Source organism: Streptomyces albiflavescens (genome assembly GCF_014645835.1).
GTDB lineage: Bacteria > Actinomycetota > Actinomycetes > Streptomycetales > Streptomycetaceae > Streptomyces > Streptomyces albiflavescens.
Genome location: NZ_BMMM01000002.1, coordinates 77,756 through 104,728 on the forward strand (window position 1 = coordinate 77,756; position 26,973 = coordinate 104,728).

23 protein-coding genes are annotated in these 26,973 nt (G+C 68.6%); 12 read left to right on the forward strand and 11 right to left on the reverse strand.

The window, feature by feature from the left end:
• Positions 1-18 precede the first annotated feature (18 nt).
• The 6 genes from IEY95_RS05290 to IEY95_RS05315 all read right to left on the reverse strand — a co-directional run bounded on the left by IEY95_RS05290 (position 19) and on the right by IEY95_RS05315 (position 8,088).
• Complete coding sequence (locus IEY95_RS05290; RefSeq protein WP_189184701.1) at positions 19-1,029, reverse strand: LacI family DNA-binding transcriptional regulator; 1,011 nt, start codon at positions 1,027-1,029, stop codon at positions 19-21.
• Between the two features lie 2 nt (positions 1,030-1,031).
• On the reverse strand, positions 1,032-3,281 hold the full coding sequence (yicI, locus tag IEY95_RS05295; RefSeq protein WP_189184702.1) for an alpha-xylosidase: 2,250 nt from the start codon (positions 3,279-3,281) through the stop codon (positions 1,032-1,034).
• 11 nt (positions 3,282-3,292) lie between these two features.
• Positions 3,293-4,114 (reverse strand): carbohydrate ABC transporter permease, encoded by an 822-nt coding sequence (locus tag IEY95_RS05300; RefSeq protein WP_189184703.1) that lies wholly within the window; start codon positions 4,112-4,114, stop codon positions 3,293-3,295.
• Positions 4,111-5,076: a carbohydrate ABC transporter permease gene (locus tag IEY95_RS05305; RefSeq protein WP_189184704.1), complete on the reverse strand. Its 966-nt coding sequence runs from the start codon at positions 5,074-5,076 to the stop codon at positions 4,111-4,113. Before IEY95_RS05305 ends, IEY95_RS05300 begins: the two co-directional genes overlap by 4 nt.
• Positions 5,073-6,365 (reverse strand): ABC transporter substrate-binding protein, encoded by a 1,293-nt coding sequence (locus IEY95_RS05310; protein WP_189184705.1) that lies wholly within the window; start codon positions 6,363-6,365, stop codon positions 5,073-5,075. Before IEY95_RS05310 ends, IEY95_RS05305 begins: the two co-directional genes overlap by 4 nt.
• Positions 6,366-6,756: 391 nt before the next feature.
• Positions 6,757-8,088: an MFS transporter gene (locus IEY95_RS05315; RefSeq protein WP_189184706.1), complete on the reverse strand. Its 1,332-nt coding sequence runs from the start codon at positions 8,086-8,088 to the stop codon at positions 6,757-6,759.
• Positions 8,089-8,171: 83 nt separating this feature from the next.
• On the opposite strand from IEY95_RS05315, the gene IEY95_RS05320 reads away from it, so the two are divergent.
• The 10 genes from IEY95_RS05320 to IEY95_RS05365 all read left to right on the forward strand — a co-directional run bounded on the left by IEY95_RS05320 (position 8,172) and on the right by IEY95_RS05365 (position 19,097).
• Entirely contained in the window at positions 8,172-9,194 is a 1,023-nt protein-coding gene (locus tag IEY95_RS05320) for a LysR family transcriptional regulator (protein ID WP_189184707.1), read from the forward strand.
• 470 nt (positions 9,195-9,664) lie between these two features.
• Entirely contained in the window at positions 9,665-10,510 is an 846-nt protein-coding gene (locus IEY95_RS05325; RefSeq protein WP_189184708.1) for a hypothetical protein, read from the forward strand.
• The gene (locus IEY95_RS05330; RefSeq protein WP_189184709.1) at positions 10,510-12,720 is read left to right on the forward strand and encodes a bifunctional polysaccharide deacetylase/glycosyltransferase family 2 protein; all 2,211 of its coding nucleotides are present in this window, start codon (positions 10,510-10,512) and stop codon (positions 12,718-12,720) included. Before IEY95_RS05325 ends, IEY95_RS05330 begins: the two co-directional genes overlap by 1 nt.
• Positions 12,717-14,006, forward strand: coding sequence for an acyltransferase family protein (locus tag IEY95_RS05335; RefSeq protein ID WP_189184710.1), 1,290 nt, complete (start codon positions 12,717-12,719; stop codon positions 14,004-14,006). Before IEY95_RS05330 ends, IEY95_RS05335 begins: the two co-directional genes overlap by 4 nt.
• Before the next feature lie 203 nt (positions 14,007-14,209).
• On the forward strand, positions 14,210-14,860 hold the full coding sequence (locus IEY95_RS05340) for a hypothetical protein (RefSeq protein ID WP_189184711.1): 651 nt from the start codon (positions 14,210-14,212) through the stop codon (positions 14,858-14,860).
• The gene (locus IEY95_RS05345; protein WP_189184712.1) at positions 14,848-15,888 is read left to right on the forward strand and encodes a hypothetical protein; all 1,041 of its coding nucleotides are present in this window, start codon (positions 14,848-14,850) and stop codon (positions 15,886-15,888) included. Before IEY95_RS05340 ends, IEY95_RS05345 begins: the two co-directional genes overlap by 13 nt.
• A 128-nt stretch (positions 15,889-16,016) precedes the next feature.
• Positions 16,017-16,340, forward strand: a complete 324-nt coding sequence (locus IEY95_RS05350) for a DUF6317 family protein (protein WP_189184713.1) — start codon at positions 16,017-16,019, stop codon at positions 16,338-16,340.
• Entirely contained in the window at positions 16,337-17,677 is a 1,341-nt protein-coding gene (locus IEY95_RS05355; RefSeq protein ID WP_189184714.1) for a hypothetical protein, read from the forward strand. Before IEY95_RS05350 ends, IEY95_RS05355 begins: the two co-directional genes overlap by 4 nt.
• 89 nt (positions 17,678-17,766) lie before the next feature.
• The gene (locus IEY95_RS05360) at positions 17,767-18,387 is read left to right on the forward strand and encodes a hypothetical protein (protein WP_189184715.1); all 621 of its coding nucleotides are present in this window, start codon (positions 17,767-17,769) and stop codon (positions 18,385-18,387) included.
• 20 nt (positions 18,388-18,407) lie between these two features.
• A complete protein-coding gene (locus tag IEY95_RS05365) occupies positions 18,408-19,097 on the forward strand; it encodes a hypothetical protein (protein ID WP_189184716.1) in 690 nt (229 codons plus the stop codon).
• Positions 19,098-19,384: 287 nt separating this feature from the next.
• Here IEY95_RS05365 and IEY95_RS05370 read toward each other — a convergent pair whose 3' ends face one another.
• Entirely contained in the window at positions 19,385-19,579 is a 195-nt protein-coding gene (locus IEY95_RS05370; protein ID WP_189184717.1) for a DUF397 domain-containing protein, read from the reverse strand.
• 11 nt (positions 19,580-19,590) lie between these two features.
• Positions 19,591-20,442, reverse strand: coding sequence for a helix-turn-helix domain-containing protein (locus IEY95_RS05375; protein ID WP_189184718.1), 852 nt, complete (start codon positions 20,440-20,442; stop codon positions 19,591-19,593).
• A gap of 224 nt (positions 20,443-20,666) precedes the next feature.
• On the opposite strand from IEY95_RS05375, the gene IEY95_RS05380 reads away from it, so the two are divergent.
• Positions 20,667-21,137, forward strand: coding sequence for an ATP-binding protein (locus IEY95_RS05380; RefSeq protein ID WP_189185391.1), 471 nt, complete (start codon positions 20,667-20,669; stop codon positions 21,135-21,137).
• A 391-nt stretch (positions 21,138-21,528) separates the two neighbouring features.
• Here the strand turns inward: IEY95_RS05380 and IEY95_RS05390 are convergent, their stop codons facing one another.
• From IEY95_RS05390 to IEY95_RS05400, 3 genes are all read right to left on the reverse strand, one after another.
• Complete coding sequence (locus IEY95_RS05390) at positions 21,529-22,296, reverse strand: hypothetical protein (RefSeq protein WP_189184719.1); 768 nt, start codon at positions 22,294-22,296, stop codon at positions 21,529-21,531.
• Positions 22,293-22,769, reverse strand: coding sequence for a hypothetical protein (locus IEY95_RS05395; RefSeq protein ID WP_229702582.1), 477 nt, complete (start codon positions 22,767-22,769; stop codon positions 22,293-22,295). Before IEY95_RS05395 ends, IEY95_RS05390 begins: the two co-directional genes overlap by 4 nt.
• Before the next feature lie 115 nt (positions 22,770-22,884).
• Positions 22,885-25,116, reverse strand: a complete 2,232-nt coding sequence (locus IEY95_RS05400; protein WP_189184720.1) for a glycoside hydrolase domain-containing protein — start codon at positions 25,114-25,116, stop codon at positions 22,885-22,887.
• Positions 25,117-25,950: 834 nt separating this feature from the next.
• Between IEY95_RS05400 and IEY95_RS05405 the strand changes: the two genes are divergently transcribed.
• Positions 25,951-26,868: a hypothetical protein gene (locus IEY95_RS05405; protein ID WP_189184721.1), complete on the forward strand. Its 918-nt coding sequence runs from the start codon at positions 25,951-25,953 to the stop codon at positions 26,866-26,868.
• Positions 26,869-26,973: the final 105 nt, after the last annotated feature.

Consider the following 26,973-nt stretch of genomic DNA (forward strand, 5'->3'; position numbering starts at 1 on the left):
GGGCGGTTCAACGGCACTTCACGGGGCCGCACGGCAGGCCGTGCTCGCCCGCTCCGTCAGCCGGGGAGCGAGCAGCGTCGCCTCGGGCACATCGGTGCCGCCCAGCTTCTTCATCAGCAGCTCCACCGCCCGTGCGCCCACCTCGGCGGACGGGATGGCGATGGAGGTGACGGGGACGCGGACGCCCTCGGCGAGTTCGTCCGGGCAGATGGCGGTGACGGACAGATCGCCGGGGACCCGCAGACCGAGCTGCTCGAAGGCGTCGATCAGCGGCTCGAGGATCGGCTCGTTGTGCACGACCACACCGGTCAACGCCGGCTGTTCGCGCAGCAGTTGCTCGGCGACCCGGCGGGCGGCGCCGGGTGACGCCTCGCAGGGGTGGACGGAGGAGGCGAGTCCGTTGCGGTCGGCGGCGGCGGTGAACCCCTCCACCACACGCTGGGCGAACGCCGTCCCCCGCACATACACCTCGGGCGGCGACCCGACCAGCGCCACAACCCGGTGCCCGAGCCCCGCAAGGCGCTCGACGCACAGCTCGCCCGCCGCCTTGAAGTCCAGGTCGATGCAGGTCAGCCCCTCCGGCGTCGCGGGGAACCCGATGAGAACGGACGGCCGGTCCAGCGCGCGCAGCAACGGCAGCCGGGGGTCGTGGAGCTGGACGTCCATCACGATCAGCGCGTCCACCAGCGCGGTGTCCGCGACCCGACGCAGCCCGTCCTCGCCCTCCTCCTGGGTGAGCAGCAGGACGTCGTGGTCGTGTCGGCGCGCAGCCGTCACCACCGACACCGCGAACTGCATCACGACCGGCACATGGATGCCCGCCCGCAGCGGCACGACCAGCGCCAGCACGTTCGACCGGCTGCTGGCCAGCGCCCGCGCACCCGCGTGCGGCCGGTAGCCCAGCTCACGGATGCTCGCCGCGATGCGCTGCCGGGTCTCCTCGGAGATCGGGCGCTTGCCGCTGAGGGCGTACGAGACGGTGCTCGGGGACACCCCGGCGTGCCGTGCCACATCGGTGATCTTGACCATGCTCAGTTCAGCTCCATCGACAGGAAGCCCGTCCCGGCCTTCGCCCGCACCCCACGCCCGCCCACGGCCAGCCCCCAGGGCGCCGAGGGGTCACTGGACGAGGCCCGCAGGGTGTCCCCCTCGCGTACGACGGTGAAGGTCACGCCGCCCACCGGCACCGTGACCTGCGCGCCACGCTCCAGGCCGTACGCGCGCAGGGTGACCCCGTCCACGTGGTCGTAGTCGGGCCGGTCGTCCACCGCGCCCACCGGGATCACCGCCCCCGGCCGCACCAGCAGCGGCACGCTCAGGAAGCCGTGCCGCTCGCGCACCCAGCGCGGGCCGGCCACCGTCTGCCCGCTCAGGAAGTGGGTCCAGGTGCCTTCGGGCACGTAGTACGAGACATCCCCGTCGTCGCTGAAAACGGGCGCGACCAGCAGATCGGGACCGAGCATGTACTGCCGCTCCAGATGCGCGCACCCAGGGTCGTCCGGGAATTCGAGCACCATCGCCCGCATCATGGGCACGCCCTCCGTGTGGGCGGCGCGGGCGGCCTCGTACAGATAGGGCATGAGGCCGAGCTTCAGCCGGGTGAACAGCCGCAGGACGTCCACGGCCTCCTCGTCGAACAGCCAGGGCACGCGGTACGAGGACGAACCGTGCAGCCTGCTGTGCGAGGACAGCAGCCCGAAGGCGATCCACCGCTTGAACAGCGCGGGCGTCGGCGTCCCCTCGAACCCGCCGATGTCATGGCTCCAGAACCCGAACCCCGACATCCCGAGGCTCAGCCCGCCGCGCAGCGACTCGGCCATCGACTCGTACGTCGCCTCGCAGTCGCCGCCCCAGTGCACCGGGAACTTCTGGCTCCCGGTGGTCGCCGAGCGGGCGAAGACGACGGCCTCCTGCTCGCCCCGGTGTTTGCGGAGCACATCGAAGACGGTCTGGTTGTAGAGGTAGGTGTAGTAGTTGTGCATCCGCTCGGGGTCGGCGCCGTCCGCGTAGGCGACATCGACCGGGACCCGTTCGCCGAAGTCGGTCTTGAAGCAGTCGACGCCCTGGGAGAGCAGCGCTTCCAGTTTGGCGGCGTACCACTGCCGGGCCTCCTCGCTCGTGAAGTCGACGAGCGCCATGCCCGGCTGCCACAGATCCCACTGCCAGACGCTGCCGTCCGGCCGCCTGAGCAGATGCCCGAGAGCCCGCCCCTCCGCGAACAGCGGCGACCGCTGGGCGATGTACGGATTGATCCATACGCAGATCCGCAGCCCCTTGTCCTTCAGCCGGGCCAGCATCCCTTCCGGATCGGGAAAGACCCGCGGATCCCACTGAAAATCGCACCAGTTGAACTCGCGCATCCAGAAACAGTCGAAGTGGAAGACGGAGAGCGGCAGTTCACGCTCCCGCATTCCGTCGATGAAGGAGGTGACGGTGGCCTCGTCGTAGGAGGTGGTGAAGGACGTCGACAGCCACAGTCCGAACGACCAGGCGGGCGGCAGGGCCGGACGGCCGGTGAGTGCCGTGTACTTGCGCAGGATGTCCTTCGGGGTCGGCCCGTAGATGACGTAGTACGTCAACTGCTGTGTCTCGGCGCTGAACTGGACCCGGGAGACCGCCTCCGAGCCGACCTCGAAGGAGACCCGGCCCGGGTGGTCGACGAAGACGCCGTACCCCGCGTCCGTCAGATAGAAGGGGACGTTCTTGTACGCCTGTTCCGTCGCCGTGCCGCCGTCGGCGTTCCACATGTCCACGACCTGGCCGTTCTTGACGAGCGGCCCGAAGCGCTCGCCGAGACCGAAGACCTGCGTACCGACGCCCAGGTTCAGCTGCTCGCGCAGATAGTGGGCGCCGGTCGCGTCCCGCATGATGCCCATGCCCTTGGGGCCGCTGGTGGTGAGGGTGCGGCCGTGGGCGAGGAAGTCGATGTGCCAGGGCGTGGTGCGGGCGACCCGGACCGACAGCGCGCCCGCGGTGAGGGTCGCGTGCTCGTCGTCGTACTCGGCGTGGGCCCTGAACTCCGCTGTGTGAAGCTCGAACTGGGGCTTCCTCGGCTCCTCGCCCTGGAAGTGCGTGAACGTGACGCCGATGACGTCGGGCATCGGCGCGTGCGCGCTGATCGTCACGACCGGTCCCTTCAGCAGGTCGCCGCGGTGGCGGATGGGCTGCGTCGGCGCGTGGATCTCCAGGCCGCCGCGCCCGGAGGTCACATCGAGGACCTCGACCGGGTGGGCCGCGGTGACACCCTCGCGCAGCAGCCAGTAGCCGTCGGTGAACTTCACGCCCGCACCCCTTACTTGACCGCGCCCACGGCGATGCCGCGGGTGAGGGTCCGCTGGAAGACGAGGAAGAAGACGATGGCGGGGAGGACGCCCAGCAGGGCGGCCGCGTTCGTCATCGTGGCGTCCATCAGGCGCTGGCCCTGCAGGACGCCGAGTGCCACCGACACCGTCTGGTTGTCGTTGGAGATCAGCATGACCAGGGGCAGCAGGAATTCGTTCCAGGTCCAGATGAAGAAGAAGACGAGCAGCACGCCGATGGTGGGGCGGCTGACCGGGACCACGATCCGCCACAGCACCTGCCACTTGTTCGCCCCGTCGATCCGGGCGGCCTCGATGATCTCGCGCGGGAACTGCCCGAGGACGGAGGAGAGCAGATACGTGCCGAAGGCCGCCTGGACGACCGTGAACACGATGATCACGCTGAGCCGGGTGTCGTAGAGACCCGCCTGCTTGCTCAGGTAGTAGATCGGATAGACCAGCGCCTCCTGCGGCAGCATGTTCGCCAGCACGAAGAAGGCGAGGACCCAGGTGCGGCCTCTGATCCGGCCGATGCCGATCGCGTACGCGTTGAGGACGGACAGGACGGCGGCCCCGATCGCCACGAAGCCCGATATCAGTACGGAGTTGATGAGCTTCTGCCCGAAGTCGACGCGTTCCCAGAAGTCCTTGATGCCGTCGAAGTAGAAGCCCCGGGGCAGGCTGAGCGGCCCGTGCTCCGAGTACTCGGCGGGGGACTTGATCGCGTTGATCGCGACGATGAGGAACGGCAGCACCATGAACAGGGCCGCGATGACGAGCGCGACGAGCACCGGATAGCGGCGTAGGGCGGTCATGCGCGGATCCCTTCCTCGGCGTCCTCGGCACGGGTCTGCAAGGTGAGGCCGATGAGCGCCAGGACGAGGATGATCACCGTCAGCACAGTGGAGATCGCGGCGCCGTAGCCGACCTGGGTCTTCTCGAAGAAGGTGGTGAAGGAGAAGTAGGAGGGCACGTCCGTGGCGCCGCCGGGGCCGCCCTTGGTGAGGACGTACACCGCTCCGAACACCTTGAGCGCGGCGATCGTGCACCACAGCAGCACGACGTAGATCTCGGGTCTGATCTGCGGCAGCGTGATGTGCCAGAAGCGGCGCCACCAGCCCGCGCCGTCCAGCTCGGCGGCCTCGTACAGCTGCGGGTCGACGCGCTGCAGCCCCGCCATGAAGACGACCAGGGGGAAGCCGATCTGCACCCACACCATCACCCCCATGACGCTGTAGAGGGCGATGTCGGGGTCCCCGAGCCAGTCCTGTTGCCAGGAGCCCAGGCCGACCGCCTTCAGCAGCTCGTTCAGGGAGCCGTTGTCGGGCGCGAGGATCCAGCTCCACACGATGCCGGCGACGGCGATGGGCAGGACCTGGGGGAGGTAGAAGCAGGCGCGGAGGACCGCGGCCGTCCTGGTCCCGAAGTGCTTGCCGACGAAGTCGAAGAGGGCGGCGGCGAGGACGAGTCCGATGACGGTCGGTATCGCGGCCATGGCGACGACCATGAACAGGCTGTGCCGGAAGGACGCCCAGAACTCGGAATCGTCCATCAGCTCACGGTAGTTGGCCGGCCCCGACCATTTCGGGGAGCCGACGCCCTGCCAGTCGGTGAAGCTGACGCCGGTGTTCATCAGGAACGGGACGACGACGACCGCGAGGAAGGCGAGGAAGCCGGGGAGCAGGAAGAGCGCGTAGGAGTTGCGGGGGCGGCGCGGGTGCCTCACTTCGTGCTGCTTGTGGATCACCCGGCCGCCCCGCTCGACGGTGACCGTCATGTCTTCGGTAGACCCTTGTCGTACGCCTTCTGCAAGGCGCTCAGATAGGCATCCGGTTTCTCGCTCCCCGTGATCAGCTTCTGGGTCTCCGAGACGAGGACGTCGTAGAAGCCGGCGACGGGCCAGTCGGGATAGAAGGCCAGTCCGTCCTTGCCGGACAGGGCGTTGAAATGGGCGATGAGGGACTTGGACTGCGGATCGGTGATCGCGGCGGGGTCGGCGGCCACGGGGACGCCGCCCTTGTTGCCCAGCAGGTTCTGGATCTTCTTCGACATGGTGATGTCGATGAAGTCGTAGGCGAGTTCCTTGTTCTTGGCGGCCTTGGGGACGACCCAGAGGTTTCCGCCGGAGCCGAGCGTGAGGTTGCTGCCCGGCCAGAGGAAGGTGTCCCAGGCGAACTTGTTCTCCGTCTGGAAGCGGCCGTACCACCAGCTGCCGCTGAACAGGATCGGGCTCTTGCCCTGGATGAAGGAGACGCCCGCATCCTCGGCCTTGGTGCCGGTGGACTTCTTGCTGATGTAGCCCTTCTTCACCCAGTCGGCGAAGGTCTCGGCGGCGTACGTCCAGGCGGCGTCGTGGAAGTCCGTTTTGCCCTTGTAGAGCTCGTACTTGTCGACCCAGGAGCGGTCGGCCTTCGACAGCGCCAGCTGGTAGAGGTACTGCTGGGCCATGTACTCGGCGCCGGCGTTCGCGAGCGGGGTGATGCCCTTCGCGACGAACTTGTCCATCGCGGCGGTGAGTTCGTCGAGGGTGGTGGGCTCGGCGACGCCGTACTTCTTGAAGAGGTCCTTGTTGTAGAACACCATCGTGTACTCGGCGTAGTTGGGCACGCCGTACCACTTCCCGGAGCCCATGACCCCGTCGGCGTCGTACTGGCTGATCGTCCGTACGCCGCCGCTGATCTCCTTGTCCCAGCCGCGCTTGGTGGCCTCGGCGGTCAGATCGGTGAGCAGGCCCTGCTTGGAGAGTGCGCCCGCGGTCGCGTTGCCCTTGTTGTACTCCATGATGTCGGGCGCGTCGTTCGAGTTGAGGACCATCGGGGCGGTCTTCTGGATCTGTTCGAAGCCCTTCTCCTCGAACTTCACCTTCACGCCGGGATGCTTCGCCTCGAACTCCTTGATGGCCTCCTTCCAGGCCACGCCCATCGCGCTGTCGGGTCCCTCGTAGTGCCACAGCTTCAACGTCTTGCCGTCGGATCCACCGCTGTCAGAGCCGCCGCACGAGGCCAGCAGCAGCGTCCCCGCCAGGGCCACCGCCGTCGCCACCGCACGCCTTCGTGTCGTCAACATCCATTGCCTCCAGGGGAGTTGGATGGGTTCCAGGATCGCCACGCAGCGTTCGTCGAATCGTTTCGATGCGTGACGTCGAAGCGCTTCGACGGGGGAAGGTATGTGGGGGCCGTGGACGCGTCAATGGGGTGCGCGGGAATTGGGGCGGGGGTTCGGCGGGTCGGACAGCGGGGGTCGGGCTCCGTTCGCCCCTCAAGGGGCGCGGGGAACTGCGCGACAAGCCCCCACTCACCCGCAGCCGAGAGGCAACCCAAGGGGTCCGGGGCGGAGCCCCGGGTACGGGACGGGTAGGGGCGGAGGGGGCGAAAACAAACCGGGGTCGGCACCGATCAGGGCCCAGGCCAGGGCGTGTGCCCAGCGGGTTGCCCGCGCCGCGCATGGGCGTCTGCGCTCAGCCTCGTGCCGGACGCCGCGCGGCGTGGCGTACCGCATGACGTGCGGCGCTCACCGTCGCGATCGCGAGGGCGAGCGCCGCCGCCGTGACCGGAACCCCGTACCCCGCCGCAGTCGACACGTGCTCCACCACCCACCCGCCGACCGCCGAACCGCAGGCGATCCCGCCGAGGAGGCCGGTCACCGCGAGGGTCATGCCCTCGTTCAAGCGGCCCTCGGGGGTGCGGCGCTGGACCAGGGTCATGCCGGTGACCATCGTCGGGGCGGTGGCCGTCCCGGCGATGAGCAGGGCGCCCGCGAGGACCAGGAGGGAGCCCGTCAGGGAGGCCGCGAGCAGCGGCAGGGTCATCATCACCGTCATCGCGGCGACGCACAGCGGGTAGCGCCGTTCGGCCGGACCGGCCGGCTTCGATGCGCCGTACAGCAGCCCGGCCACGCACGAGCCCGCCGCCTGCAGTGCGAGGACCGCGCCCGCGGCCGACTTGTGGCCCTGCGCGTCGGCGAACGCGATCGTGACGACCTCCATCGACCCGAAGACCGCGCCGGTGGCGAGGAATCCGAGGAGGAGGGCGGGCATTCCGGCGGCCCGGACGGGGGACCCGACGGCTTTCGTACGCCGCTGGGGCGGCGGCTGCGTCGATCGCTGGGCGGCGAAGATCAGGACGCCGGTCATCAGCAGGACGCCCCCGACCAGCGTGCCCGCCTCCGGGAAGAACGTCCCGCACAGGAAGGCCGCGCACACCGGGCCCAGCATGAAACACAGCTCGTCCGCGGCCTGTTCGAAGGAGTTCGCGGTGTGCAGCGCGGCCGGGTCGCCCTTGAAGAGGTGCGCCCAGCGGGCGCGTGACATGCCACCCGTGTTGGGCGTCGTGGCCGTGGCGGCGTACGCGACGAAGAGGGTCCAGTCCGGCGCCCCGTAGTGCACGCACAGCACCAGCGCGATGCCGCCCAGCAGGGCGAACGCCGTGGCGGGCACGGCGATACGGGCCTGACCGTGCCGGTCGACCAGACGCGCGGTCCAGGGGGCGACCACCGCCGTCGCCGCCAGTCCGGTCGCCGTGACGGCGCCGGCGAGCGCGTACGAGCCCCGCGAACCCGCGATCATGATGACCGCGCTCACGCTGAACATGCCCATGGGGAGCCGCGCGATGAGATTCCCGAGGGTGAAGGCGCGGGCGCCGGGGGTGGCGAAGAGGCGGTGGTACGGGGACCGGGGTGTCCGGTGGTGCCGAGCCGCCCGCCGGCGCGGCTGAAAGTCGACGGCCACCAGAGTGTCTCCTGTGACGGTGTAGAGGGGCGGGGGCGTCTGTTCGGTGGTCCGGTGCGGCATGGATCAACCGTCGCCCGGGACGGCGTGAGCGGTCCAACACTTACTCCGTCGCGATTGACGCACCTGCGTTGTAAGTTCGCCGGATGCCCGCGGACTTCGTACGCCCAGAGTCGACAGAGGGCGCGAGCCCGGGTGCGACTCACCTCGACCCCCGCCTCCTGTGCGCCTTCCTCGCCGTCGCCGAGGAACTGCACTTCACGCGTGCCGCCGCCCGGCTGTACGTCGCTCAGCAGGCGCTGAGCCGTGACATCCGGCGGCTGGAGCGCGAGCTCGGGGCGGAGCTGTTCGTGCGGACCACCCGGCAGGTGACGCTGACGGCGGACGGCGAGCGGCTGCTGCCGTACGCGCGGCGCGTGCTGGAGGCGCAGGACGCGCTGCTGGCCGTGTTCGCGCGCGGCCCGCGTGAAGCGCGGCCCCTGCTCGTCGACGTCAATTCCCCGGGGCTCATCTCCAGCCGGATCCTCGACCGGGCCCGCGAACTCGCCCCCGGCAGTGAGCTGATGGCCCGCTTCGAGAGCGGGCTGACGGGAGCGGCGGGGGAGCTGCTCGCCGGTCGGCTGGACGCGTCGTTCGGTCGGTTCGCCGGGCTCGACCCGGTGGTGCGGGCCCGGCTGGAGCAGCAGCCCGTACGGTACGAGCCGATGGCCGTTGTACTGCCCGAGGAGCATCACCTCGCCGCCCTGGACGAGGTACCGCTGGACGCGCTCGCGGGGGAGACCGTGTACGCGGGTGCGGGAAACCCCCGGACGCTGGAGTGGACCGATCTGGCGCGTCACCTGTTCGAGGGACGCGGCATCGAACTCGCGCCGCCCGCGCCGGTGGCCATCGGTGCCGAGGAGTTCCAGCGGATCATGGCCAAGAAACGGAACCCCGTCCTCGCCGTAGTGGATTTTCCGGCCATGCCCGAAACGGTACGGAGACCCCTCGTCGACCCCGTTCCCCTGTCACCCGTGTCACTGGTGTGGCGGAAGGGGCTGGTGCATCCGGGATTCGACGCGCTTCGACGAGCGGCCATCGAGCTCACGGACGAGGAGGGCTGGCTTCAGTGCCCCAAGGAGGGATGGATTCCGGCCACCGATGCACTCGTCATGATGAGTCACAGATGAGACGCGAGCGCACAGGTCCTCCATGTGCGCTACATTCTCCGTCCGGGCGCAGTGTGATAAGGGGGGCGCTCGGATCGGGTGGGGGCCCGGTCCGGACGACAAATGAGTAGTGCCCGGAGTCGTCGCGCACCCGAGAACTGTCCCGTGGGGGGATGTGCGTGCGCGTGGAAAATTGGCGGAAAGACGCCCAACCGGCTCGACGAGATGTCGATCAGCCGCAGGGGCGCCGAACCGATCCGTCACCTGGGCAAGGAGCCGACGCATCAGGCGTTCGGCGAGGAGCCCAAGACTCTGTCGTCTGGCCGGAAGCCGGGGGTAGAACGGCGTCCTGGCCACGGGCCGGGCAGAGCCCCGAGCTTCCTCGGGAGCCGCAGCCGGAGCCGGAGACCGAGGTGCTCTCGAACCCGGTTTCGGGCGCGGGCAACGATGCCGGCGCGGGCCCTGGTGCCGACGCGGATCGCGTTTCCGGCGTGGACCCCTTCCACGGGACAGCCCTTGCCGCGGACCAGGAGCGCGGGCACCGTGGCCACTTTGGCGAACACCCCTCCTGGGAGGACCCCGAGGCCCCCGGTCACACCCACGATCCCCATGAGGTGACGGTCCAGCTCGACGGTGTCGGACGCCAGTTGGAGGACTGGCTGGTCCAGCAGGCCAAGGACGCCCCGGGCGCCCAGGACGGCTCGGACGGCCCGGTCTTCGTCGACGCGTCGGGCCGCCGCAGCCGCAGATTCCGCCGCCTCGGCATCCTCGTCGGCATCGCCTGCGCGGTCTACGCCGTCGTCATCGTCGCCACGCTCGTGTCGGGCAACTCCAACGCGCCCTGGCTCCCGGTGCCGGGCCAGCAGGACGACCCGCCGGCCGGCCAGGTCGACACCTCACCGCTGCCCGCCGAGTCGGTGAGTCCGTCCGGCACGGGCAGTGCCTCGCCGGGCGCGAGCGCGACGGCCAGTGACGGCACGACGCCGTCGCCGGGCGCGAGCCCGACGCCGGACGCCTCGGGCACTGCCGCCGACCCGGGCACCTCCAGCGACCCCAAGCCCTCGTCGTCGGCGACGACGAAGCCGAACCCGGGCACGAGCACCACCAAGGACCCGGACCCCGGGGCGACCGACCCGGTGGTCGACCCCCCGACGCCCACAGCCACGGACACCGGCACGGCCACGGCCGATCCCACGGAGAGCGCGGTCATCGACGGGTCCGGTTCCGGAACGGTCGCGGACGGCGCCGCCTCGCCCCTCGAACAGAGCCACTTGGAGCACGAGCAGAGCGGCACCGGCTCCTCGTACTCCTCCTCGTACCCGGAGAACGTTCTCTGATGGCATCCCGCACCAGCCGTCACGGTCCCGCACCCAGTACGCGGCGGCCCGAGCCCAACGCCCGCCGCCGACGCGTGCCCATGCGCTTTCTGCTGCCCTCGCTCATCCTCGTGGCCCTGATGGCGATGCTGATGCTGCGCGGTTACGTGCACAGCGAGATCCTCGCCGACCACCGCATCCAGCCCGAGGCGTCCACCGACGAGGTACCGGAGAAGATCCTCAAGGGCGGCCCGGTCATCGACACCCGCAGCGGCCGTACGACCAGCATGAACGTGCCGGACCACCGCCTCGTCCTCACCTTCGACGACGGCCCGGACCCCACGTGGACGCCGAAGATCCTCGACGTCCTCAAGGCGCACCACGCGCACGCCGTCTTCTTCGTCACCGGCACCATGGCCTCGCGCTATCCGGAACTGGTGCACCGCATGGTCGAAGAGGGCCACGAGGTGGGCCTGCACACCTTCAACCACCCGGACCTCTCCTACCAGTCCACGAAGCGCATCGACTGGGAGCTGTCCCAGAACCAGCTGGCCCTGGCGGGCGCGGCCGGCATCCGTACGTCCCTCTTCCGGCCCCCGTACTCCTCCTTCGCCGACGCCATGGACGACAAGTCCTGGCCGGTGACGCAGTACATCGGGACGCGCGGCTACATCACCGTCGTCAACAACACCGACAGCGAGGACTGGCAGAAGCCCGGCGTCGACGAGATCATCCGCCGCGCCACCCCGCACGGCGGCAAGGGCGCCATCGTCCTGATGCACGACTCCGGCGGCGACCGCCACCAGACGGTGCAGGCGCTCGACAAGTTCCTGCCCGACCTGCAGGGCCAGGGCTACGAGTTCCAGAACCTCACCGAGGCGCTCCACGCCCCCAGCGCGCACACCGAGGTCGCCGGCCTCGACCTGTGGAAGGGCAAGGCCTGGATCCACCTGGTCCAGGCCTCCGAGAAGATCACCGACGGCCTCGTCGTCGGCATCGCCATCATCGGCGTCCTGGTCTTCACCCGCTTCGGCCTGATGCTGCTGCTCTCCGCCGCACATGCTCGCCGGGTGCGGCGCCAGGACTTCCGCTGGGGCCCGGCCCCGATCACGGAACCGGTGTCGGTGCTGGTCCCCGCGTACAACGAAGCGAAGTGCATCGAGAACACCGTCCGTTCGTTGATGGCGAGCGAACACCCCGTCGAGGTCATCGTCATCGACGACGGTTCGAGCGACGGCACGGCCCGCATCGTCGAGAGCCTGCGCCTGCCGAACGTACGCGTCGTACGCCAGCACAACGCGGGCAAGCCCGCGGCCCTCAACAGGGGTCTGGCGAACGCCCGTTACGACATCGTCGTGATGATGGACGGCGACACCGTCTTCGAACCGGCGACGGTCCGCGAACTGGTCCAGCCCTTCGCCGATCCGACGGTCGGCGCGGTCGCCGGCAACGCGAAGGTCGGCAACCGCGACTCCCTCATCGGCGCCTGGCAGCACATCGAGTACGTGATGGGCTTCAATCTGGACCGCCGGATGTACGACATCCTGCGCTGTATGCCGACCATCCCGGGCGCGGTCGGAGCCTTCCGTCGCTCGGCCCTGGAACGCGTCGGCGGCATGAGCGACGACACGCTCGCCGAGGACACCGACATTACGATGGCCCTGCACCGCGACGGCTGGCGCGTGGTGTACGCGGAGAAGGCCCGGGCCTGGACCGAGGCCCCGGAGTCCGTCCAGCAGCTCTGGTCCCAGCGCTACCGCTGGTCGTACGGCACGATGCAGGCGATCTGGAAGCACCGCAGGGCACTGATCGAACGGGGTCCGTCGGGCCGCTTCGGCAGGGTGGGCCTCCCGTTGGTGTCGCTGTTCATGGTCCTGGCCCCGCTGCTGGCGCCCCTGATCGACGTATTCCTTCTGTACGGCGTCGTCTTCGGCCCGACGCAGAAGACGATCGTGGCGTGGCTGGGCGTACTCGCGATCCAGGCGGCGTGTGCGGCGTACGCGTTCCGCCTGGACAGAGAACGCATGACGCACCTGATTTCCCTCCCCCTCCAGCAAATCCTCTACAGGCAGTTGATGTACGTGGTCCTTCTCCAGTCATGGATCACTGCCCTCACCGGAGGCCGTCTGCGCTGGCAGAAGCTGCGGCGCACGGGCGTGGTGGAGGCACCGGGATCGATCCCGCGGCAGCGGGCGGCACGCAGCGGGAACGATCGGAGGCCGGTGGGATGACGACGCACGAGTACACGGCTGGTGCTGGTGCCGGTGCGGGTGCTGGTGCTGCTACTGGTGCTGCTACTGGTGCGACACCGCCGCTGGGCGCGCCGCGGGTCGCTGCCCCACCCGCTGCCGGGCGGAAGCCGGGCGGCCGGGACCGCTACCTGGACCTTCTCCGCTCGATAGCCCTGGTCCGAGTGGTGGTCTACCACCTCTTTGGCTGGGCGTGGCTGACGGTCATCTTCCCCTCCATGGGCGTGATGTTCGCGCTGGCGGGTTCGCTGATGGCACGCTCGCTGAGCCGCCCGGCGCTGAGCGTGATCCGCGGCCGAGTACGCCGACTGCTGCCGCCCCTCTGGGCGTTCAGCGCGGTGGCGCTCACCCTGATGTTCGCCGGCGGCTGGAGTGTGACGAAGGACCCGGACCACGGCGGTACATGGGGCCTGGTCGAGATGATCAACTACGTCATCCCCTTCGGAGCCCCGCCCTTCCCCTGGCACATCGGGGACAAGGCGGGCCTCCTGGAGGACACGTGGGCGGTCCAGGCGGTGGGCCCGCTGTGGTACCTGCGGGCGTACCTGTGGTTCGTGGTGGCGTCACCGCTTCTGCTGTGGGCGTTCCGCCGGGTTCCGTGGGCGACGCTGTTCTTCCCGCTCGCGTTGACCGCGATCGTCGGCACGGGCCTCGTGAACATCCCCGGGGAGACGGGCAACGCCATCTCCGACTTCGCGGTCTTCGGCGGCTGCTGGGTCCTGGGCTTCGCCCACCACGAAGGCATACTGGTGAAGGTCCCCCGCTACGTCGCGATCTCCTGCTCAACCCTGCTCATGGCCTTCGGCCTGTGGTGGGCGTCGGGCCACCTGGGCCCCGACGGCTGGGACCTGAACGACATCCCGCTGGCCCAGGCGACGTGGTCCTTCGGCTTCGTCGTGATCCTGCTCCAATACTCCCCGTCGTGGCAGGAGTTGCCGGGCCGCTTGGCCAAGTGGGACAAACTCGTCACCCTGTCCAACAACCGCGCCGTCACGATCTACCTCTGGCACAACATGCTCATCATGGCCACGGTCCCGATCATCGACCAGGCGTACAACTTGCCGTTCATGCAGAGCGACCGCGCGGTGGGGGCCCTCGACACGACGTACATGCTGTGGATGTTCGTGTTGGTGTGGCCGCTGATCGGATTGACGATCGTCGCGTTCGGGTGGATCGAGGACATCGCGGCGAAGCGGAGTCCTCGGCTGTGGCCGAACGGAGCGAAGGGGCGCGGCCGCGCGGCGCGAGCCGGTTCCCACCGGGGCTGACGGCTTTGCACCGGCCAACGCCGGTCAGGATTCCGGCGTTTCACGTCACTCAATCGAGGGTTCAGAGCGCTGTTTTAGCCGGCTTCTGTGGTCATATGCCTGATTTATCACGGCGGTTGACGTAATTCGCTCTGGTGTCGCCACACACGTCACCGATACCGTATCGGGGCCCTCCCGAACCCCACGTCGCACAGGAGCCTGCCGTGAACCGCCGTACCCGCCTGCTCACTACAGCCGCCGTCGGTGCGGCGGCTGCACTGCTTCTGACCGCCTGCGGCGGGGACGGCGGCGGCTCGAAGGGGAACGACAAGATCGCGGGCGCGGATACGGGGGGTTCGGCTTCGCCTAGCGCGAGCGCGACGGAATCCGCCGGGCGGCCCAAGATCACATTGCCATCCGACCTGACGCTGACCTTCGAAGGATCGAAGACCGGCGACTCCATCAAGGACGCCGTTCTCGCCGACAGCGCGGAGCGCATGCGGGCTGTCGACGCAGCGATCACCGGGACGGATCCCAAGGGCGAAGCGATCGGGTTCTACAACACCGGCAAGGCTCTCGAAGCGGCGCTGACCTGGGTCCAACAGTTCAAGGACGCGGGTGCCACCCTCACCGGTGAGGCGCGGTACTACGACCGCACCGTGACGCTCAAGGGCAAGACCTCGGCCTCGCTCACATTCTGCGCGGACGAGAGCAAGGGCTACAGCAAGGACAAGAAGACCAACAAGATTGACAAGACGCCGGTCACCAAGAACAGCTACGTCTTCTACAACACGCGCTTGGACAAGAACTCCGAGGGTGTCTGGCAGACGTCGCAGATCATCTCCACAAGGGGGGCGGCTCAGTGCCAGCCGTAGCGAGGAACGCCGTTCGTGCCACTCTGCTCGCCAGCGCCCTTGTACTCGCCAGCGGTCCCGCTGCCCGGGCGGACTTTGTGCCGGGCGGCAAGGGCACAGGGTCCGAGACGCAGGTAGACGGTGGACAGAAGGACCAGAAGGTCGCTGCGACTGCCGGCGCCGTTGTCTTCGACCGCTCGAAGAACGGCTCAGGCGACTCGGCGGGACCGGTGACATCCACGACCACCTGGACCCCGCCCGCGTGCTACTACGCCCCCAAGTACACCCCGAACGAGCTGCAGAAGTACCTGGAGCCGATCTGGAATGCCGAGTCGACCGGGTCCGAGTGGGACTTGCAGCAGCGGAAGCACTATGTGACCGACGACTACAAGGACTTCAACAAGGCCAAGACCGGCAAGGGCTACTGGTGGGACTCGTACGTCACCAAGGGCCGCGAGGGTGACCCGGGCGCCCTCGACTGCGACAAGCCCATCTTCTGGGTGGACAAGGGGGCGCCGCCGCCCGCGGACATCCCCGAGGCGATCACGCCCGAAATGCTGGCGCAGCTTGCGTACGCCGAGATACGCGTCCCGTCGACGAAGGTGGAACTGGCCCCGGCGGGCACCACGAAGGTGAACCTTCCGACGTGGGCGTGGCTGGACACGGCAAAGTTCAAGCCGGTGTCAGTGACCGCCTCGGTTCCTTTGCTCAACGTCTCGGCGACAACCACCGCGGAGCCGATCGCGCTGAAGATCGAGCCCGGCACGGACGACGCCACGACGTACCCCGCCTCCGGTGTCTGCGAGTTCGACAACGGCAACGGCCACATCGGTGAGGCCTACGCCAAGGGCAAGTCCGACGAGACCCCGCCCTGCGGCGTGCGCTACCTGCGCTCCTCGGGCGACGGTTCGTACAAGCTGAAGGCCACCATCACGTGGAAGATCCACTGGACGGGTACCGGGGTGGCCCGCGCACAAGGTCTGCCGGACGGCACGTTCGGGGCCGAGCAGGATGTCGTCGTCCAGGAGATCCAGTCCGTGAACCGCTGACGGCAGTCACGATCCGTGTCCGGTAAGTGCTCCCTCTAAAGAGGGGAGCGCTTACCGGGGCGTCACGAAAGATCGCCGACGTCGTTCCTCCCCGTGGTGCAGGTGCACCGGAAGAGGGGGCGGGGCGCATGGCGGAACGGCTGGTCGTGGACGGTGACGAGCTCGCGCATTTCATGAGGATGCTCAGGAAATCGAGCGACTCGCTGAAGGGCCTGCGAAGGGCGCTGGAAGACGCGACTGTCACGGGCCTGGGTACCGATGATCTCGACACCGCCTGTGAGGACTTCCAGGAGGACTGGAAGTACGGGGCCGATCAGATCGGTGAGCAGACCGAAGATCTCGCCAAGATCATCGGTAAGAGCAGGGACAGCTACCGCGAGGTGGACAAGGCGCTGGAGGAGGCCCTGAAAAAGTCCACGGTCGCCAAGGGCAAGGTCGGGGCTTCGAAGTGACGTACCCGCCCGGCGATTCGGGAGCGGCCCTCGACCCGCAGTCCCGAGCCGACCGCGACAAACCACAAGGCCTCAAGTCCGCCCCGCGCATCCCGAACCCCGACTACCCGCACCTCGGTTTCAACCCTGTCCCAGGCAGCACCGAGACGGTAAGCGGCCTGCGCAAGAAGCTCGCGGGGTGTGCGAAGGTCCTTGAAGAGACGCATGGCCTCGTCACCACGTTGATGGACGGCAGCTACTGGAAGGGCGACGCGGCAGTCGCCTTCCGCGAGCAGCTCGACGGCGGCCCGTTGCCTCTGAATCTGAAGAACGCCGCGCACTCCATCCGCAAGGCAGCCAGGCAACTCGACCGCTGGGAGGGGGAGCTCGACGACTTCCAGCGTCGGGCGAAGCGACTCGAAGAAGACGCGAAAGAAGCGCAGGCCGCCGTGGACCGGGCGAAGGGCCACGCCTCCAAGGCGGGCGACAGCCCTGACCTGGACAAGAAGGGCGCCAGGCACGACGAGGCGCAGAAGGCCCTGACCAAGGCGAACACGGCCGTGGACGACGCCGAGGACGCGCTCGAGAAGATCCGGAGCAAGGCCCGCAAGCTAGCCGACGAACACGAGCTTCAAGCCCAGCGCCGGGCACGCAAGATCCGCGACGCCACAAAGAAACTGGCACCGCACGAGCCGGGCTGGTTCGAGTCGGCTCTGGACTGGCTCGACGAGAATCTGCCGGACATCCTCAGCGCCGCGGCGGCCGTGATCGGGCTTGTGGCGCTGTTCGTGGTGTCGGGCGGGACGGCGGCTGCCGTTCTGCTGCTCGCCGCTGCGGTTTTGAGTGCGGCGGCGTTAGGGATGAGGGTTTTTGGCGACCCAACGCTGGGTGCCTCGCTGTGGGACGGATTCACCAAGGGCGAGTTCGACACGGACTTCTGGAGCAACCTCGTTACGGTCGGTGGCGACGCCCTCGGCATGTTGCCCGGGGTCGGTGCTGCGGGCAAGGGCGTTGTGGCTGCCGTGCGGGCAACTGGCGAGGCGGGGGAGGCACTCACGTTCGTACCGCGAGTGGCCCGATTCGGAAGCAGCACCATGGAAAACGCGAAGACCATTTCCGACCTGGACAACGCTCTGCTCGGCTTTACGATCCGAGGTGCCCGAGCAGCACAAATCACCAGAGCGGCCGAGGTCACGTCAGCCTCAGTCGGAGTGGCCACCGCGGGTTTCGGGCTGGTCATGACCGCGGTCGACACCGACGACGACGGGGTCAAGGACGGCTCCATGGCCAGTATCGACGGAGTACGGCTTGGCCTGGACGTCGGCGAGCTCGTCAATGTTGCCCGGCACGCCTTCTGAGCCCCGAACGGAGAGCTCACCACATGAATCCGACCAATTACCGCACTGCTTGGGAGCATCCTCCAACCAGGCGGGCCTGGATCCAACACATGATTATGATCGTGTTGCGGCTGGTCGGCTGGGCCGCCGTCTGGCTCGGAAGTCTCTTTCTCATCGTGGCAACACCCCGCTGGATCGGCTGGGTCTTCCTCCCTTTCCTCGTGTACGCCACCTTCCGCGCCGTAATTCAGCTCCCCCACTTCCGTTCCTCCATCTACATCCAGCGTGTCCTCTGGCAGTACCCCTGGCAGCTCCTCACCGGCGTCCCGCGCGGCCGAAACAAGCACCCCCAGGTCCAGGAGGACGAGATGTGGTTCGAGTTCCCCAACCCGGAGAAGCCCGAGGAACAGATCCCCCTGCTGTTCCTTGCGAACATGCGCACCTTCTGGTGGATGCGACGCTTCGGCACTGCCCGCACGAAACCGGAGCTGAAAGCCCAGATCGAGCCGCTCTGGTTCGCCGGCGACCCTCGCTTCATCGCCGTCGTCGCGGCCACCGGCCGCCGCGGCAGCGCACCCAGACGGCTGCACCTCCTCTACCAGCGCACAGCCACGGGCCGCCGCGGTATCGAACCGACCGACTGGAACGCGAGCCCCGCCGCCCTTGAGCGCGCCCGCCGCGCCGGAGCCCACGTTCCCGACTCGGCGTCCTCGCAACCGCGCCCGTACTGACTCGTATCGAACAGGACCCCATGACCACGGCCCCCTACTTCGTTGTCGCCGACTCGGCCAGGGACCCAGACGCCGACATCTGGTTCGTCGAACCCGCAGGCTTTACAGCATTGCCGCTGGATTCTCTGCTCGCCCCGCCAGGTTCTGCGGCTGCTGACGAACTGCGCACGGCCTTCGCCCCGTTCCTGGACGTCGCGCCGAACGAGGCGATTCGCCAGCAGTTCGTCGCGCAACTCGCGGCAGGCCGACAACTGCTCGGGGCGCTGTGCGAGGTCGGCACCGTCCACTGTTCGATCGGCCTCCACCGCGACGACGTAGACGACACCAGCAGTGGTGGGGGCCAACCTCTGCTCTCCCTCTTCACGCTCTCTTGGCGAGACACGACCGTGGCCGCACGTGCCGTCACTGCCGCCCGCGCCGTGACGGGCGCTGAGGAGCACACCCGCATCGAGTACGCAGAACTGCCTTGCGGCCCAGCTACATTCAGCGAGACGCTACGCACCCCCGGGGCCGACATGGGTCTTCCGCAAATGCCACTTCTTCAGATCCACGCCCACCTGCCGCACCCGGACTGCAAGCGTCTCGTCGTCCTCACGCTCAGCACGACGACTGTGGCCCGACGCCAGCAGTACCGCGCGATCCTCCAGCAGATCGCCGAAACAGTCAGCTTCGACCATCCACTGGAACCCGACACAGGCGAGGCGCGTTGATCGTGGAAACCGAGAAATAGGGATTTACCAGCGGAGACGGCGGTCCGAAGCGTCAGCGCGGCCTGACGGTCTCATCCTGGTGGGCCTCGTCCTCGGGCTTTTGGCCGCCCCCTTTGACTGGGCCTGGGCGGTGGGAGCCGTCGTCTGCGTCGTCACCCTTGAACTTCTAGCTGACGCCATACCGCGGCTGCCCGTCAGCAATTGGCAACTTTCGGCCACCGGGAGCGCGGCGACACCCGTCGTACCTGGTGCTGGGGGATGACTGGCTGGCCCGAAGTTGCCAATTGTCAGGCGCTGTGCGTGGAAGGGGGCGCCTTCAGGGTTCGTATCAGCTCGTGTAGGCGGGCGCGGGTTGTAGTGAGGATGACATCCGGTTCGTCGCTTTCACGGAGGTGGATCGTTCCGGTGGGGGTGGCGGCGACGTATACGCAGTTTGAGGCGTCAGGGCTGTAAGTGGACTTCTGCCACTGGGGGTTGGGCACGGCCGTCTCTCTCAGGTGTCCTGGGCGATGCGGTGGATTAGGTCACGGGACGCGGCGGGTTTGAGCGCGTTCGCCTCCATGCGGTCCAGCACGTGACGGTACTTGTCCAACTGGGACTCCGCGTCCAGGAATTCGCAACCGTGGTGGGTGTCCAGCTGAACAGTGTCGAGTTGCGGGACCGTACCCACGAGGTAGTCGACGGACTGTCCGGTTCCGGGGAAGGAGCCTTTGCCGAGCGGGATGATCCGGACGGTGACATGGTCCAGCTCGCTCACGCTCAGGAGATGCTGGAGCTGGGCGCGGACAGTGACCGGGCCGCCGTATCCCATGTGGAGGGCGCACTCGTGAATCACCGCCGTGTACGGGGGCGGGGTCTCTCGATAGAGGATGCCCTGCCGCTTGATGCGGTGGGTGACCCGGTGCTCGATCTCGTACTGTCGCAGGGGCGGCACCGCCTCGTTGAAGAGGGCGCGGGCATGGTCGGTGGTCTGCAGTAGGGCGGGGATGTGGACGACCAGCGCCACGCGCAGAGCCGCCGCGTGGTGCTCCAGCTCCGCGAGGTCGATGAGGCCGACTGGCAGGTTTTCGCGGTACTCCTCCCACCAGCCGCGTGGGCGCCGTCCCGTCATCGAGGCCAGGGCGTCAGTGAGCTGTGCGTCGGAGCAGTCGTACGCGTGGGACATGGCGCGGACGCGCTCGGCGCTGAGGGGGCTGCGTCCGGTTTCGATCATGCTGACGCGGCCCTGGTTGACGCCCAGGCGTGCGGCGGCCTGCGTGGCATTCATGCCGGCTCTCTCACGGAGCTTGCGCAGCTCGGTGCCCAGTCTCCGCTGGCGCAGCGTGGGATTGCTGGTGGGCGGCAAGGCGCCTCCTTTCGAGGCCGCAACGCGGCACTCTTGTACCCCACACGAGGTAATCAGGGGCACTTCTCCCAATTTCGGGAGAAGTATCTCACTTGCTGCATTACGTTGAGTCCTGTCGCCCAACTCCCCGCGCCCCTAAGCCGGAAGCGCACCAATCCAGGCATTGCCGCCGCACGGTGCCGACGTTGAGCGAGCCCAAGCCCCCTTCCTTCCCGGAGGTGTTCATGGTCACCGTAGCCCCGCCCGATACCTGGGTGTACGCCCTTCGACTGCCCCATGACCCCCGCGCCGCACGCGTCGCACGTATGACCGTGCGGGCCGCGCTCGGTGGGCATGGCCTGCACGAAGTCCTCGACGTGGTCGAGCTGTTGACGTCCGAGTTGGTCACCAACGCGTACCGGCACACGAAAGGGCCTGCCTCCCTGCGCCTGACGGCGTTGGGGGGTGGGCGGTTACGGGTTGGGGTGTGGGACAGCAGCCCGTACATTCCCGCACCCTTCGGCAAATCGCCCGGGGACAGGGTTCGCCCCCCTTGCGAGAACGCCGGCGGCGGGCGCGGGCTGCTCCTCGTACAGGAATGCGCGGACTCGTGGGGTGGTTGGCCGCTCGGCGACGACCCGCTGGGGAGGGCAGCCGGAAAGCTGCTGTGGTTCGAGGTCGGCAGGCCTGGGAATGCCCAGGCCGCATCTCCTTGACTGAAGGCGGGCCCGTACGGAGGCGGATCGGTGATCTTCACCCGCTCGTACGGCCACGACCTGCTGGGCCGCCGTACGCGTCACACCAATCCCAGCGGAACCACCAGCAGCTGGTCCTACGACGCCGCAGGCAACCCCGCCAGGCTGACCACAGGCGGGCGGGCCATCGCCTTCGACCTGGATCCGCCCGGACGGGTCACCGCCGTCCGAGCCAGGGACTGGTCCGAGCGCTACGCATTCGACGAGGCGGGCAACCAGACAGACGCCTCCTGGCCCACCTCTCACCCGGCCCCAGCCGTCTCCTTCGAGGTTGTGGAAGACCTTCGAGTCGGTGGACCACCAGGCCGCGGGGTCGAAGGTGACGGTGGAGCCTTGCGGGTGAGCCCGATGTTCAGCTCGTCCGGTGTGAACCCGTCACGTCCGCCAGTACGCCTGCCCCCCGCCCCGGAGTCTCGTCCCAGAGGCGGATGCGGGACGCGGTGGTGGTGAGGCGGGGGTCGCCCGGGCGTACGGCGATGTAGAAGAGGGACTCGTCCGGCTTGGGGGCGTGGCCGCCCCAGCGGACTACGCCGCCCAGTTCGGTGAGGATGTCCTCGATCACCAGGCGCTGTTGGGGGAAGAAGCCGCCCCGGGTGCCGGCGGGGTAGGAGCCGGGGCGGATCTGGACCGCCGTGCCGGAGGCCTGGTTGGACTCCGGGAGGCCCTTGCGGACCTTGCCCGGGGAGCGCCAGCCGACGATGTCTCCCTTGCGGAGTTCGTCGATCTCGTAGTGGAAGCGGCGTACGACGTGGACGAGGACCGTCTCGACGTCGCCCATGCGTACCGCGATTCCCGCGGTGCCCGTCAGGGGGGTGCCGGGGACCGGACGGGTGAAGATGTTGCCGCCGTCGTCGGCGGCCCGCTCCATCTCCCAGCCGTTGCGGGACGGCTTGCCCGTCATCACCCGTCTGGCGCGGGCCTCCGCCTGGCGGACGGCCTCGCGCACCTTCGCGGAGAGCGGGTTCGTGCCGGGGACCGGGTCCTTCCCGGCCGCGTACGCCGGGCTCGCCAGGAACTGCGAGGCCGGGAGCGAGACCGCGATCGCCGCGCCCGTGATCACCGCCGTGCGGGTGAGCACCGTACGCCGGGATACGTGAGGATTGTGCTGTGGCTTGTTCAACTTGTCTTCTCTTTCCTGAAGTTGTCTCTGGCGCGGAGCTCCGAGGCGAACGCCGCGAAGACTCCGAGCGCCACGGCGGTCAGGGCCAGCCCCAGGGCTGCGGGGTTGACGTAGTCCGGTACGGCCGCGGCGTACGTACCGGCGCCCCTGACATGGCAGTTCAGGTGCAGGGGGATGTACGAGACGTCCGCGCCGGTGATGTCGGCGGCGTGCTCAGGGCCCACCGCGGCCCGGCACGCGTCGGTCGTCATCGACTCGTCCTTGACGAGGTGGAGGGCGCCCCAGACGTACATGGCGGCGGCCGCCGCGGCGGCGACGCCGGCGAAGCCGCGGAGCATGACGTCCTTCTCCGAGCGGCGGACGCCGTGCCGGGCCAGCGTGGTGAAGCCGAACACCGCGAACCCGCCCGCCACGGCCAGGCCGACGAGGCCGATCAGCAGGATGGCGAGGATGTTGGGTTGGTCGTCACTCATGGGGCTTCCTCATCGGGCTTTCCTGATGGGCTTGCTCACGGGGGCGCGCTCAGGGGGGGGGCGCGCTCAGGGGGCGCGCTCAAGGGGCTTCCTGATCAGGGCCGCCCGGGCTCACTCACTGGTTCCGGACTATGCCGTTGTACTTCTCGAAGATCTGGTAGAGCGCCATCCGCTTGGTCGCGTGTTCCTCCGCCTCCTCGCCCCAGCCCTGGTAGCGCCGCAGCACCTGGAAGATCTCCGACTCGGTGTAGTCCAGGCGCATGGAGCGCAGGGTGGTCTCGCCGGCGGGCGGGTTCTGGCCGCCGGGTTTGCCCTCCGCGTCCCACAGGTGGATCAGGGAGACGGTCTGCAGGGCGTAGGCGTTGTCCTTGTTGACCTTCTGCCACATCGTCCAGATGTCGGCGTCCTTGGCGGGGTCGAGGATCGTGCCGGAGACGTAGCCCTTGGTGATGCAGTGGTTCCAGGCACGGATGCCGACCTCGCCGCTGATCTGGGCGATACCCGTGGACGAGTCGCGCTTCGGGGTCATGCCGCCGCCGACGCCGGTGTGGTAGTAGACGACGGCGGCGTCCACGGCCTGGTCGATGATGTCGTAGTGGCGCATCTCCCAGTACGCGGACGTCTGGATCAGCGCCTTGCGCATGCTGTAGCGGTTCGACTGCGCGGTGACCACGTCGTCGTTGGCGAGGACCGTCTCGAAGCACTGGGTGTGGCTGAAGATGCGGTTGCCGCCGTCGTTCGGGAAGCCGATCGACTGCATGTACTTGCCGATGTCGTCGTGCAGCGCGTTCAGGTAGCCGCCGAGGAAGCGGACGTCCGGGAGGACCCCGCGCGGCTTGTCGAAGGAGTTCTCGCCGATGTCGCGGCCGGAGGCGATGTTGTTGTCGATCTCGATCTTTCCGTCGCCGGAGCCGACGGTGCGCGTGACGATCTGGTCGTAGGCCCAGTCCGCGGGCAGCGGGTAGCCGTAGTTCCCCGAGAACCCGGAGGACATGTCGGAGACGAACGAGGCCGAGGAGTGGCCGGCCTCGGCGACTCGCGTACACACGTTGCGCGGACCGTACACACCGACCTTGAACGGGTTCCCGGCGTCCGCCATCGAGTCCTCGATGCCCTTGAAGTGGGGCAGGACGTTGCTGGTGACGTCCGCGTCGAGGGCGTCGAAGTCGACGGCGAAGAAGATCCGGGCGCCCGGCTTGAACCCGTGGTCCAGCGCCGCGTTGACGGCGGCGTAGCCGGCGGCCCGCCCGGCGGGGTAGGTGAAGCCGGAGGCGTCGCGGCCGAAGGTCTGGTAGATCGGGAAGCAGCGCAGGCCGCTCGTGGCGATCGTCTGGAGTTCGCCCGGCTGGATCGCCTTCTCGGGCAGCGAGGTCGTGCTGGGGTTGGTGAGGTAGCGGCCGACGTACTTGATGCCGTCCGCCTTCAGGGCCGCCGCCCGCGCCGTGGTGATCTTCGTGACGCCGTCGCAGGCCTCGCCCTTGCGGTCCTGGTCGCCGTAACTGACGAGGAGCGACGCCCAGGTCTGGAAGTCGCCGCTGCCGTTCACCGGGAGCTTGGCGAAGGACTGGAACGTCCGGACCGCGTCGGCCAGGGAGGAGGAGAAACTGGAGGAGAAGGAGACCGGCCGCTGGTTGAGGATCATCGCGGCGGAGAAGAGGGAGACCCAGGTGCCCGTCGAACCGCTCGAGACGGTGTGCGACTTGAGGCCGGACTTCGTGCCGGGACCGAAGACGCCGTTCGCGGTTCCGTCGGCCATGCCCAGCTCGTACTGGATGGCGTAGAGCATGGACTTGGACACGTCACGGGAGTTGTGGCCGTCGCACGGGATGACGAAGAAGTCCGCGCGGTTCACGTAACGGCCGTTCAGCCACCGCTGCACACTGCGGATGCCGTCGGACCCGGAGTTCACGGTCACATAGGCGTCCATGTTCAGCAGGCCCTTGAAGACCTTGGGCACCAGGTCGCCGCCGGGGAACGCGCCGTCGACGCCCATGTCCGTCTTCAGCTTGGCCACCGAGGACGCGACGCGGGAGTTGTACTTCCCGTCGATGTCACCGCCGTCGTAGCCCTTGCAGTACAGAGCGGACTGGATGATGCGGGCGAAGTTCGCCGAGGGGGTCGTCGAGGCGTTCAGCTTCGGGAACTTCGAGGCGAGCGTCGTCAGGGTGGTCGGGCCGAACGTGTCCGACAGGCTCGAGATGCCGAGTTCGTACTGGAGCGCGCGGGTCAGCGCGAACATCGTCGTCCAGCCGGTCTGGCCGTTCTCGTCCAGCGCGGGGATGCCGAGCATGTTGGGGTAGGTGCGGTTGATGAACTGCTGAGCTCTCCGGACCATCTCGTCGGCCATGGGGCGCGGGTTCTCCTTCGGTGGTCGCGTACGGCGTACGGCATACGGCGTACGGCGGGTGGCGTGCGGCGTGCGGGCGGCGCGAGGCAGGGCAGGGCAACAGCACGGCGGAGCACCAGGCTTGAGGGCGACCGGTCGGTCGGCAGACCTGTCCGGCCGAGGCGTGTGTGGCGGAAGTGGTGTGGCGGAAGTGGTGAGACCGATCAGGCGCGTGAGGCGCGCAAGCCACGCAGGGCAGAGGCACGCACTTCAGGTACGGCAGAGACACGCACGCCAAGCACGGCTGATGAGGCGCGTACGACTTGTGCGGCGCGTGCGGCGTGTGAGGCCTGTACGGCGCGTACGACACGTTCGACGCGTAGGACTACTGCGGCGCGTACGACTGCCGCGGCGTGTACGGCGCGATCCCCCGTGAACATGGTTCCCCCCATGGTTCCCCCGGTGTCGGTCGGCGCGTCCGGGATGCCTGGTCAGGGCCCCGTGGCGCGGCGATCACCATAAGCATGGGGGCGGAGCGCCGAGCAAGAGTGATGCGGGGCCTGGCCGGATCGCGACGGCCGGGGCCCGGGGCCGTCCGGAGCGGCCCGACGGGTGTCTGGATTCGCCTGGGACCTGTGTGTTTCCAGTGAAACTCGGGCACGGTCGAGGTCTCACCCCATGCGCTCCCCCTGGCTCGTCCCGTGCGCGGAATTGGCTTGGTCTCGACGGTCTCTGTCAAGGCGCGGTCAAGGCCCGGTAAATCAGGTTGCCTTGCCGTTCTTGGTGGAGGGGCGCGTGAAAGGCTGGGCCGGTTGCGGATGTGAACGGGTGGGCCCGGTGGGGAGTTGGGGCGGCATGAGCAAGCGGCAGATTCGGAAGATGTTCCAGTTGATGGCCGCGGGGGAGGCGGTTCAGCTCACGAGTCCCCTGGCCTCGGTGAAGAAGTTGGCCCGACTCGCCTTCTTTGCCCAGCAGTTCGGGTACGAGTACGCCGACGTACGGCAGGGAAGCGGGCGGAACAACGCGCTCACGATGCTCATCGTGCCCGATCCCAGCCCGCAGGCCCAGGCGCGGGCCGCGCAGAACTGGGCGCAGTTCCCGCAGGCCGGGGATGGGCAGTCGCTGCCGCCCGTCATTCCCGACGCGCTGGAGCTGCTCAAGGCCCGCATCAATTTCGACCTCACCGGCAAGAACGCCGAGAAGCGGATGCTGTACGGGGTCGTAGGCGTCACCGTCGGGTGCGTGGTCCTGGGGGCCCGGGCCGGTGGGGATTCCGTCGCCTTCGCCGTGGCGGGCGTGGTGTGGGCGGTCCTCATGGCCGTCTTCGGCATCGGTCTCGTCGTCACCCGCAAACGCAACGCCAAGTTCGCGGCGCGGTTGCAGGCCGCCGGGTTCGTGCCCGTCACGGAGGAGGGCGGCCGGGTGCGGTACCTGCCGCCCGCGCCGTACGCGCAGCAGGCCGCCGGACCAGGGACATACCCTCCGCAGGCGCCGGGTCCGTACGGCCAGCAGCCGGTTCCCGGCCAGTACGGCCAGCAGCAGGCCCCGGGTCCCTACGGTCAGCAGCCGACCCCGGGTCCGTACGGCCAGCAGCCGGTTCCCGGCCAGTACGGCCAGCCGCAGACCTCGGGCCCGCACGGCCAGCCGCAAGCGCCCAACCCGTACGGCCACCAGCAGCCCCCCACCCCGCCGTACCCCGGTCAGCCGGCCCCAGGCCCCTACGCCCAGCCCCAGCCCCACCCCCAGCCCGGCCCCATCCCCCCACAGCACTGAGTACTAAGGACTGAGGACTGAGAAGGCGAACCCCGCCCTCACCGCCGCCCCCGCGCCCGAGTGAGAGCAACGTTCCCTTCCAGTCACCCACAGCCACAGGCCGGA

Excerpts from the sequence above, each read along its gene's own strand:
- IEY95_RS05300 (WP_189184703.1), bottom strand. The coding sequence starts at position 4,114 with ATGACCGCCCTACGCCGCTATCCGGTGCTCGTCGCGCTCGTCATCGCG.
- IEY95_RS05305 (WP_189184704.1), bottom strand. The coding sequence starts at position 5,076 with ATGACGGTCACCGTCGAGCGGGGCGGCCGGGTGATCCACAAGCAGCAC.
- IEY95_RS05320 (WP_189184707.1), top strand. The coding sequence starts at position 8,172 with ATGCCCGCGGACTTCGTACGCCCAGAGTCGACAGAGGGCGCGAGCCCG.
- IEY95_RS05315 (WP_189184706.1), bottom strand. The coding sequence starts at position 8,088 with ATGCCGCACCGGACCACCGAACAGACGCCCCCGCCCCTCTACACCGTC.
- IEY95_RS05395 (WP_229702582.1), bottom strand. The coding sequence starts at position 22,769 with ATGAGTGACGACCAACCCAACATCCTCGCCATCCTGCTGATCGGCCTC.
- IEY95_RS05365 (WP_189184716.1), top strand. The coding sequence starts at position 18,408 with ATGACCACGGCCCCCTACTTCGTTGTCGCCGACTCGGCCAGGGACCCA.
- IEY95_RS05290 (WP_189184701.1), bottom strand. The coding sequence starts at position 1,029 with ATGGTCAAGATCACCGATGTGGCACGGCACGCCGGGGTGTCCCCGAGC.
- IEY95_RS05405 (WP_189184721.1), top strand. The coding sequence starts at position 25,951 with ATGAGCAAGCGGCAGATTCGGAAGATGTTCCAGTTGATGGCCGCGGGG.
- IEY95_RS05360 (WP_189184715.1), top strand. The coding sequence starts at position 17,767 with ATGATTATGATCGTGTTGCGGCTGGTCGGCTGGGCCGCCGTCTGGCTC.
- IEY95_RS05335 (WP_189184710.1), top strand. The coding sequence starts at position 12,717 with ATGACGACGCACGAGTACACGGCTGGTGCTGGTGCCGGTGCGGGTGCT.
- IEY95_RS05310 (WP_189184705.1), bottom strand. The coding sequence starts at position 6,365 with ATGTTGACGACACGAAGGCGTGCGGTGGCGACGGCGGTGGCCCTGGCG.
- IEY95_RS05400 (WP_189184720.1), bottom strand. The coding sequence starts at position 25,116 with ATGGCCGACGAGATGGTCCGGAGAGCTCAGCAGTTCATCAACCGCACC.
- IEY95_RS05350 (WP_189184713.1), top strand. The coding sequence starts at position 16,017 with ATGGCGGAACGGCTGGTCGTGGACGGTGACGAGCTCGCGCATTTCATG.
- IEY95_RS05380 (WP_189185391.1), top strand. The coding sequence starts at position 20,667 with ATGGTCACCGTAGCCCCGCCCGATACCTGGGTGTACGCCCTTCGACTG.
- IEY95_RS05330 (WP_189184709.1), top strand. The coding sequence starts at position 10,510 with ATGGCATCCCGCACCAGCCGTCACGGTCCCGCACCCAGTACGCGGCGG.